At 74.7% G+C, this 8,816-nt stretch carries 9 protein-coding genes and 1 pseudogene; 4 read left to right on the forward strand and 6 right to left on the reverse strand.

Annotated elements, in window-relative coordinates; translation table 11 throughout:
* The first annotated feature begins 109 nt into the window (after positions 1-109).
* Positions 110-1,978 carry a D-glycero-beta-D-manno-heptose 1-phosphate adenylyltransferase gene (rfaE2, locus tag ACIA5A_RS17915; protein WP_396763071.1) on the forward strand — a complete coding sequence of 623 codons (1,869 nt, stop codon included), beginning with the start codon at positions 110-112 and terminating at the stop codon, positions 1,976-1,978.
* Positions 1,975-2,847 carry a glycosyltransferase gene (locus ACIA5A_RS17920; RefSeq protein ID WP_396763074.1) on the forward strand — a complete coding sequence of 291 codons (873 nt, stop codon included), beginning with the start codon at positions 1,975-1,977 and terminating at the stop codon, positions 2,845-2,847. Before rfaE2 ends, ACIA5A_RS17920 begins: the two co-directional genes overlap by 4 nt.
* Here ACIA5A_RS17920 and ACIA5A_RS17925 read toward each other — a convergent pair.
* Genes ACIA5A_RS17925 through ACIA5A_RS17935 form a run of 3 tightly spaced genes read right to left on the reverse strand, consistent with a single transcriptional unit; the run spans position 2,822 to position 5,006 of the window.
* A complete protein-coding gene (locus ACIA5A_RS17925) occupies positions 2,822-3,976 on the reverse strand; it encodes a glycosyltransferase family 9 protein (RefSeq protein WP_396763077.1) in 1,155 nt (384 codons plus the stop codon). The two genes, ACIA5A_RS17920 and ACIA5A_RS17925, sit on opposite strands and share 26 nt — an antisense overlap.
* Positions 3,977-3,981: 5 nt before the next feature.
* Complete coding sequence (locus tag ACIA5A_RS17930; RefSeq protein WP_396763079.1) at positions 3,982-4,509, reverse strand: Hsp20/alpha crystallin family protein; 528 nt, start codon at positions 4,507-4,509, stop codon at positions 3,982-3,984.
* Positions 4,506-5,006, reverse strand: coding sequence for a DUF2231 domain-containing protein (locus tag ACIA5A_RS17935; protein WP_396763082.1), 501 nt, complete (start codon positions 5,004-5,006; stop codon positions 4,506-4,508). Before ACIA5A_RS17935 ends, ACIA5A_RS17930 begins: the two co-directional genes overlap by 4 nt.
* 165 nt (positions 5,007-5,171) lie before the next feature.
* Here ACIA5A_RS17935 and ACIA5A_RS17940 point away from each other — a divergent pair, with 165 nt between their 5' ends.
* Together ACIA5A_RS17940 and ACIA5A_RS17945 are read left to right on the forward strand one after the other, a co-directional pair.
* Positions 5,172-5,792: a pyridoxamine 5'-phosphate oxidase family protein gene (locus ACIA5A_RS17940; protein ID WP_396763084.1), complete on the forward strand. Its 621-nt coding sequence runs from the start codon at positions 5,172-5,174 to the stop codon at positions 5,790-5,792.
* Positions 5,793-5,864: 72 nt separating this feature from the next.
* Positions 5,865-6,311 (forward strand): annotated as a pseudogene (locus ACIA5A_RS17945) (SRPBCC family protein); the annotation flags it as partial.
* 215 nt (positions 6,312-6,526) lie between these two features.
* On the opposite strand, the gene ACIA5A_RS17950 reads toward ACIA5A_RS17945, so the two are convergent.
* From ACIA5A_RS17950 to ACIA5A_RS17960, 3 genes are all read right to left on the reverse strand, one after another.
* Positions 6,527-6,925, reverse strand: coding sequence for a VOC family protein (locus tag ACIA5A_RS17950; protein ID WP_396763087.1), 399 nt, complete (start codon positions 6,923-6,925; stop codon positions 6,527-6,529).
* 72 nt (positions 6,926-6,997) lie between these two features.
* The gene (locus ACIA5A_RS17955; protein WP_396763090.1) at positions 6,998-8,143 is read right to left on the reverse strand and encodes a hypothetical protein; all 1,146 of its coding nucleotides are present in this window, start codon (positions 8,141-8,143) and stop codon (positions 6,998-7,000) included.
* Positions 8,140-8,646, reverse strand: a complete 507-nt coding sequence (locus ACIA5A_RS17960; protein WP_396763093.1) for a SigE family RNA polymerase sigma factor — start codon at positions 8,644-8,646, stop codon at positions 8,140-8,142. Before ACIA5A_RS17960 ends, ACIA5A_RS17955 begins: the two co-directional genes overlap by 4 nt.
* Positions 8,647-8,816 lie beyond the last annotated feature (170 nt).

Genomic DNA, 8,816 nt, shown 5'->3' on the forward strand with positions numbered 1-8,816 from the left:
CGGTTCCCCCGGCGGATGCCCCGAAACCGGACGTGCCGGGTGGTCCCCGTCCCACCTGGCCGCCCCGCGGCCAGGTTTGGCGGGTCGGCGCCGGGGGACCCGGAGGGGCATGGCAGGAGCAGCGGCGGAAGAGCGCCGGCTGGCCACCGTGGTGGCGAGCTGGCAGGAACGTCCCGTGCTTGTCGTCGGCGACGCCATGCTCGACGAGTGGCGGTTCGCCGAGTCGGAGCGGCTCTGCCGGGAGGCGCCCGCGCCGGTCCTCACCCTGCGCCGCCGGATCTCCGCCGCCGGCGGCGCCGCGAACACCGCGGTCAACGTCGCCGCCCTCGGCGGCCGGGCCGCGCTTGTCGCCCCGGTCGGCGCGGACGTCGCCGGCGACGAGCTGCACGACTGCCTGGACCGGGCCTCGGTCTGGGACCGGACGGTCAGCCAGCCCGGCCGGCCCACCCCGGTCAAACGGCGGATGCTCGCCGGCAACCAGATCCTGCTCCGGGAGGACTCCGGCGGCCCGGACGACCCGCTCGACTCCGACGGGGTGGCCCGCCTGCTGACCGCGCTGCACTGCGCCACCGAGGAGCTGCGGGCCGTCGCCGCCGGGGGGCCGGTCACGCTTGTGGTCTGCGACTACGGCCTGGGCGCGCTGCCCTCGGCGGTGCGCGCCTGGCTGGTCGCCAACCGCGACCGGTACGGCACCGTCGCGTTGGACGCGCATGACCTGGCCGACTGGCGTGGACTCAACCCGACCGTGGTGACCCCGAGTTTCGCCGAGGCGACCCGGTTGCTGGCCCGCGCCGCCGCCGGCTTCGCGCACGCCGAGCGCGGCACCGTCCGCGGCGGCGGCGACCTGCACCTGGACCGTCAGGCAGACCCCGACGGCCCGTCCGAGCTGGTGGTCGGCGCCGCGCCCGGCGGGTCCGGCGAGCGCCCGGCGGGCGTGACCGGCGACCCGGCCGGCGGGCGGGTCGCGGGCACCCCGCATCCGGCGTCCGGGGCGCCCACCGGCGGGGCGGCCGGGCCCGCGGCGACGTCCGGGCCGACCGGCGAGCCGACCCCCGGCGAGGAGCGGGTGGCGCTGACCGGGAACGGGCTCAGCGTCACCGGCACCGGGGTGACCGTGAGCGCGGCGGCCGGCGAGGGCGTGGACCGGGCCGTGCTGGCCGAGTCGCGCCTGTCCGAGCTGCGGGCGCACACCGGCGCGGACGTGGTCGCGGTGACGCTGGACACCGAGGGCGCGGTGGTCGGCGGCGTCGACGGCTCGCCCCGGCGCAGCCACAGCACCCCGGTCCCGGCCAGCCATGCCGTCGGCGCCGGGGACGCGTACCTGGCGGCCATGACGCTGGCGCTCGCCGCCGAGGCGAACCTGCCCACCGCCGCGCAGCTCGCCCAGCTCGCCGCCACCATCACCGTCGCCGACACCGGCACCTGCGTCTGCCGGCGCGAGGACCTGCTGGTCGCGCTGGGCGCCGGTGGCGAGGAGGCCGGGCACCCGGCCCTGGTCGGCGCGGACGAGCTGACCGCGCTGGTCGCCGAGCACCGCGCGGCGGGCCGGTCGGTGGTGTTCACCAACGGCTGCTTCGACGTGCTGCACCCGGGGCACGTCCGCTATCTGACCCAGGCCCGCGCGCTCGGCGACCTGCTGATCGTGGCGGTCAACTCGGACGGCAGCGTCCGGCGGCTCAAGGGCGCGGACCGGCCGGTCAACCCGGTCGAGGACCGCACCGCGCTGCTGGCGGCGCTGGCCTGCGTGGACCACGTGGTGATCTTCGAGGAGGACTCGCCGGCCCGGCTGATCGAGGCGGTCCGCCCGGACGTCTACGTCAAGGGCGGCGACTACCCGCCGGAGATGGTGCCGGAGGCGCCGCTGGTCCGCCGCCTCGGCGGTCAGGTGCGCACGCTCGGCTACGTGCCGGACCGGTCCACCTCGGCGATCATCGACCGGATCCGCGCCCAGTCGGTCACTGAGAGCAGGCCCGCGTGACCCGACCGCTCGACCCCGGCACCCCCGACGAGTTCCGCCGCCCCCGGCGGGTGGACGTGCTCATCCCCACCCGCAACCGGCCGGCGGAGCTGGCGGTCACGCTGTCCGGGCTGGCCGCCCAGGAGGGCGTACCCGGGTTCGGGGTGGTGGTCAGCGACCAGTCCGACGGCGAGCCCGCGTACGCGCACCCGGCGGCCGCCACCATGGTCCGGGCGCTGCGCCACCGGGGACACCCGGTGCTGCTGACCCGTCGGCTGCCCCGGCGCGGGCTGGCCGAGCACCGGTCCTACCTGCTGGGCCGGTCGGCCGCCGACGCGGTGCTCTGCCTCGACGACGACGTGTGGCTGGAGCCGGGCAGCCTGTCCCGGCTGGTCGGCGCGCTCGACGAGCTGGGCTGCGGGTTCGTCGGCAACGCGGTGCACGGCCTCTCCTACACCGACGACGTGCGCCCGGACACGCACCGGCACTACGAGGAGTGGCCGGGCCGGCCGGAGCCGGAGCGGATCCGCCCCGGCACGCCGGAGTGGCACCGGGCGTCGATCCACCCGGCGGCGAACCTGTTGCACGTCACCGAGAAGCTGGACCTGCCGGCCGGCGCGTGGCGGGCGTACAAGGTGTCCTGGATCGGCGGCTGCGTGCTCTACGACCGGGCCAAGCTGGTCGACGCCGGCGGCTTCGACTTCTGGGAGCGGCTGCCCGAGCGGCACCAGGGCGAGGACGTGGCCGCCCAGCTCGCCGTGCTGGAGCGCCACGGCGGCGCCGGCGTGCTGCCCAGCGGGGCCTACCACCTGGAGTCGCCGACCACCGTCACCGAACGGGACGTGGAGGCGTGGGAGGTCGTGCTCAGCGAGTCGAACGCGGAGGTGTGAGCAGCTCGCGGGCCGCCTCCACCACCTCGACGGCGGGCACGTCGGCCACGAACGACACCCGGTGCGGGCAGTTGCCGTCGCCGGGCCGGTGCGGATAGATCCCGGGCGTGCAGTCGACGCCGCAGACCGGGCACCGGGTGGTCCAGGCCGCGATCGGCCGGTGCCGGCCACGCAGCGGCGACGCCCCGTTGATCAGGTTGCCGACCCAGAAGATCCCCACCGTGGGCGCGCCGACCGCGGCGGCCAGGTGCAACGGCCCGGTGTCGTTGGAGACCACCAGCGCGCAGTCCGCGTACGCGGCGGCGAGCGCACCGAGACCCAGCGTGCCGACCTGCGGACGGACCGGCACGCCGGCGGCGGCGACCACCGCGTCGACCGTCTCCCGCTCGACAGGCGTGCCGGTCACCAGCACCTCGTACCCGTCGGCGACGAGCGCGCGGGCCACCTCGGCGAAGCTCTCCGCCGGCCAGCGTCGCCGGGTGTCGGTGGCGCCCGGGTGCAGCGCCACCCGGGGCCGGGTGGGCGCGCCGAGCACGGCGGCGGCCTCGGCCCGGTCGGCGTCGGTCACCGCCAGCGCCGGGGTGATCGTGGTGGCCGGCGCGCCGACCAGGGCGACCACCTCCAGATAGCGGATCACCTCGTGCTGGTAGTAGACGTAGCGCAGCCAGCGGTCCAGCGGCGGCGCGTCGTCGGCCCGCAGACCGGCGGTGACCCGGGCGCCGAGACCGGCGACGAACGGGTTGGAGTTGGCGCCGCCGCCGTGCACCTGCACCGCCAGGTCGAACCGTTCGGCGCGGGCGGCGGCCAGGAAGTCGGCCGGGTCGCCCGGCGACTCGTCCGGGCCGGGTTCGCGGATGCCGGGGCCCGGCGGCACCACGAGCACCCGGTCCACCGGGCCGGGCCGGTCGCGCCAGAGCGCCGCGTGCCACGGCGCGCCGAGCAGCACGATCTCCGCCACCGGGTACGCGGCCCGCAGCGCCTCCAGCGCGGGCAGCACGAAGATGAAGTCGCCGAGCGCGTTGGCCCGCAGCACGGCGATCCGCTCGACGTCGGCGACGCGCTCGCCGATCGGGCCGAGCGCCGACGACGACGGACGCGCCGAGCTGGAGTCGTGAGACGGGATGGTCACCGGGACTACGGACGGTCGATCTCGTCGGCCGTGGTGTCCGGGTGGTGCAGCTCCCGGTCCGCGGCCGGGTCGGCCTGACTCGGCGTACGACCGGTGGCGGCGCGCGGGCCGGTGCGGCCGACGGTGATGGTGCGCGGCGCGGGCCGGACCGCCCGGGGCAGCCGCACCCGGAGCAGGCCGTGGTCCATCACCGCGTCGATCCGCTCGGGGTCGACGCGCGACGGCAGGTCGACGCGGTACTCGAAGCCCCGGGTGGTGAACCCGCCGGGGATGCCGTGGTCGGCGTTGACCTCGGCCTCCGACCGGGCTCGCACGCACAGTTCCCGGTCGTCCAGCTCGACGGCCACCTCCTCCGGCGCCACGCCGGGCAGCCGGACCAGCACCTCCCAGCCGTCGGCCACCTCGGACACCTCCACGTCGGGGGTGCCGGAGCGACCGCCGACCAGGCGGCTCAGCTCGGCACGCAGCGACTGCAGCTCGCCCATCGGGTCCCAGCCCTGCTGGCGGCCCCGCCAGCCCTTCGGGTCCGTCATCGCGCGTCTCCGATCCGCTGGGGCCCGGGTCGCAGCGAGCTGGGCGCGTCGAGGTCGTGTTCCGGGTCGACGCCGACGCCGAGCCGGTCCACCAGTTCGCCGCCGAGCCAGGCGCTGATCCCGAGGATCGCCACGGCGACCACCTCGATGGCGATCAGCGCGCCGCCGGCGGCCCGCGACTCGGCGTTGAGCCGCACCACCCAGACGGCGGCGAAGAGCAGGATCACCGCGATGTTCGCGGCGGCGTGGAGGAGCCCGACCCGCTTGGCGCGGGTGCCGGCCGGCAGGGCGAGCAGGTCGAACGCGCCGGCCGCGGCGGCCAGCAGACCGCCGATCAGGCCGACGGTGATGTTCCAGTAGGCGACCTCGCCGAGGAAGTCCGGCCCGCCGACGGTGTCGACCAGATCGAAGATCACCGCGGTGACCAGCAGCGCCACCGGGAACATCACCAGCATCGGGTGCACGGGATGGCCGAGCACCTTGAGTCGGCTCTCCATCTCCGCCTCCAACCGTCGTGTCCGGACACGCGCCGCGATCCGGTCCCTACCCGCCGTCATCGGGGGCAAACCCGGCGACCGGCGCTCTCCTACACTGACCATGACGGATCCGGAGCCGTCGCGGGCCGGAACCGTCGTCAAGGTCAACGGACGGGGGAGGCAGACGTGACGACACACGAGATCACCAGCCCGGAGGAGCTACGCGACCTGCTGGGCGCACCGACCGGCCGGGCGGTGGCCAAGGAACGCCGCACGCTGCACCAGCGCGACCGGGAGTGGCTCGCCGCCTCGCCGTTCTGCCTGGTCGCCACCGCCGACGCGGACGGCCGCTGCGACGTCTCCCCCAAGGGCGACCCGCCCGGCTTCGCGCTGGTGCTGGACGACACCACCATCGCCATCCCGGAACGGCCCGGCAACCGGCGCGCCGACGGCTACCGCAACATCCTGGCCAACCCGCACGTCGGCCTGGTCTTCCTGATCCCCGGTCGCACCGACACGCTGCGGATCAACGGCCGGGCCCGGCTGCTCCGCGACGCGCCCTGGTTCGCCGACATGGAGGTCAAGGGTCACCGCCCGGTGCTCGCCGTCGAGGTGGCCGTCGAGCAGATCTTCTACCACTGCGCGAAGGCGTTCCTCCGCTCCGAGCTGTGGCAGCCGGAGACCTGGCGGCCGGACGTGCTGCCGCCGCGGCCCCGGCTGGTCAAGGAGGTGGAGGCCCCGGCGGAGAGCCTGGCCGACCTGGAGCGGCACTACGGCCCCGACTACGCCAAGAAGCTCTACGTCTGAGCGACGCCCGGTTAGGCCGGTTCCGGCGGGGTACCGGTTCCGGTGCAGACGACGGGAAGACAAGGAGTGGTCATGACCAGGAAGGTCGAGAAGTCCATCGACGTCGACGTGCCGGTCAGCACCGCCTACAACCAGTGGACCCAGTTCGAGGACTTTCCGCGGTTCATGGGCGGCGTGCGGGAGGTGCGCCAGCTCGACGACAGGCGGATGCACTGGGTGGCCGAGATAGCCGGCGTGCAGCGCGAGTGGGACGCCACAATCGTCGAGCAGGTGCCGGACCGGCAGGTGGCGTGGGCGGCCACCGGCGGCACCCCCAATGCCGGCATGGTCCGCTTCGCGCCGATCGACGCCGGCCACACCCAGGTCCAGCTCCTGCTGGAGTACGAGCCGGAGGGACTGGTCGAGCAGGCCGGCGACCGGCTGAACCTGGTGAACCACCAGGCCGAGTCGGATCTGAAGCGGTTCAAGGACTTCATCGAGGGTCGGCAGGTGGAGTCGGGCGGCTGGCGCGGCACGATCGCCCCCGGCGGCATCCCCGACCCGTCCGTGGACGCCGTCCTGCCGGAGCCGGTGGCCCGGCACCGCGCGGACACCGACGAGGAACCGCCGCCGGAGACCGAACCCGAGTACGCACCGCCCCGCTAGACCTGCCTCCCTGCCGGAGTGGGCCCGGCGGGCCGACCGATGCGGTCGTGCCCGCCGGGCCCTCTTCGTCCGGGAACCCCGGATCGGGGTCAGGACGCCGTGACCATCCAGAGGTGGCCGTCCGGGTCGGCGAACGTGGCGGTGTAGCCCCACGGCTGCTCGGCCGGCGGCGTCACCACCCGGGCGCCCGCGGTTCGGGCCCGCTCGACGATCCGCCGCACCTCGGCGGGATCCCCGGCGTCCCAGCTGAGCACGCACTCGCTGCGCCCCCGCTCGGCCACCTCGTGGTCGCCGATCACCCACCCGAACCCCCCGCTCGGCACCAGCATCAGCCGCAGGCCGTCGTTCACGGCGAACTGGAGCGGCTCGGGAATCCCGTCCGCCGCCGGCTCGCCGAACGCCGTCCAGCCGAGGGCGTCGACGTAGAAGCGGTGTGACGTCACCCGGTCGGCGATCGGCAGGCTGACTGTCACGGTCGGATCGGCCATGGCGGCAACTCCAGGTCTGTGCGGAACAGGCTGTCACCGAGATGGACCGGGCGACCGGCCCGGACTCATCGGTCAACCGGGGCCCGGCGCGAAGCCGACCCGCCAACCGGCCACGGTGAAGCTGTCCGTGACCACCGTGACCGTGACCCGTTCGCCGGTGTGGACCGGCACCTTGAACCTGGGCGGAAGATCGTATTCGGAGGCCAGCGCGCCTCCCGTCCCGCACTCGCCGGACCAGTCGTAGAACGCCCGCCGCTCCACCTCCTTCCCGTCCACCAGCACGCGGATCCGACCGGGCGCCACGGCGCAGACGACGATGTCCAACTGCAGTGGCATGGCCAGGTCGAGCCGGTACGACCCGTTCGGCGACGAGGCGGTGCGGGCGTCGACCTCCCCGAGTTCGTTCGGGAAGGGCTCACCCGGGTTCCCCGTCGCCGACTTCGCGACGGTGTCCAGATCGACCAGCTCGGCGGGCCGGGACGGGAGCGGGAAACTCTCGAACGGCACCGGCGTGTAGACCCCGACCGCCATCGCGCCGGCGAGGTGGGTCGCGGCGCCCGGCCGGGCATCCGCGTCGGGGGTCGCCAGCGGCTTGCCGATCCTGACCACGACCGTCACCGGCTTCCCCGCCCGGACCCCCAGGTCGCTCCACCGCGAGTAGTGCCCGTTCATCCCGGCGTCGACGAGCGCCGGACCGGGCGCACCCGACGAGCCGCAGTCTCCGGTGCCGATGACCTTCCCGGCGACCGTGACCTGGATCAGATGGTCGGGTCGACCGGGAACCGCGCCCGCGCGCAGGCGGTCGTCACAGTTGAGGCCCAGCCGGAAGTCCGCCGAATCAGGGGTGAACGTCAGGGTGACTGTCGGTCGACTCGGCAGGACCATCTCCCGCACCAGCACGCGACGATGCCCGCGCAGGTACTCGGGGAGCAGGTCACCGGCGGCGGTCGGTGTCGGAGCCGGGGCGACGGTCGGGGCCGGCGCCGTCGAGGACGTGCTGCCGAGCGGCGACGGCGTCGAGTCGGCGGGCTGACGGACGACCAGGCCCACCGAGGTCGCGGTGCTCGCCAGCACCACGGCGGCGGCGACGCCGACGGCGCGTACCCGCCGCTGCCTGGCGATGCGACGGTGCAGCACCACCAGGCGGTCCTCACCGGTCGGACCCTCGGCGCTCGTCGCCGTCAGGAGACGGCGGAGGTGCTCCTCTTCGGCGGTCAATGGATGAACTCCTTCTCGTCCCGGCTGGCGGTCAGTGCGGGGTGCGTCCGCAGCTTCGCCAGGCCCTTGCTGGCCTGGCTCTTGACGGTGCCGACGCTGATGCCGAGCGTCTCGGCGATCTGCGCCTCGGTGAGATCCTCGAAGTAGCGCAGCACGAGCACCGCTCGCTGCCGCCGGGGAAGCTCGGCGAGCATCCGCCACAGTGCGTCCCGCTCGACGTACTGCGTGACCCGGTCGGCCGCCTCGACGCGCTCCGGCACCGCCTGCGGGATCTCACCGGTCCAGCGACGGCGACGCCATGACAGGTAGGTGTTGACGATGGTCCGGCGGACGTACGCCTCGGCGTCGCCGCGTACCCGCGGCCACGCGAACCAGACCTTGACCAGGGCGGTCTGCAACAGGTCCTCGGCCGCCGCCCAGTCGCCGGTGAGCAGATAGGCGACGCGCAGCAACCGGGGCGATCGGTCGACCACGAACTGGTCGTACTCGGTGCGGTCGGCCAACCGTCCTCCTCCGTCGGGCCTGCACCTCATCTACGCGCCGAACCGACACGACGGTTGCCCCGGCGGGCGCGACGCCTAGGGCCTGTCCTGTCGATCATGGAAGCCAGATGACAGCGGCGACGAGGACCAGGCTGGCTCGGTAGAGGGATGCCCGTTTGGCGTAGCGGGTG

The sequence above is a fragment of the Micromonospora sp. NPDC051300 genome (assembly GCF_044455315.1).
GTDB lineage: Bacteria > Actinomycetota > Actinomycetes > Mycobacteriales > Micromonosporaceae > Micromonospora > Micromonospora robiginosa.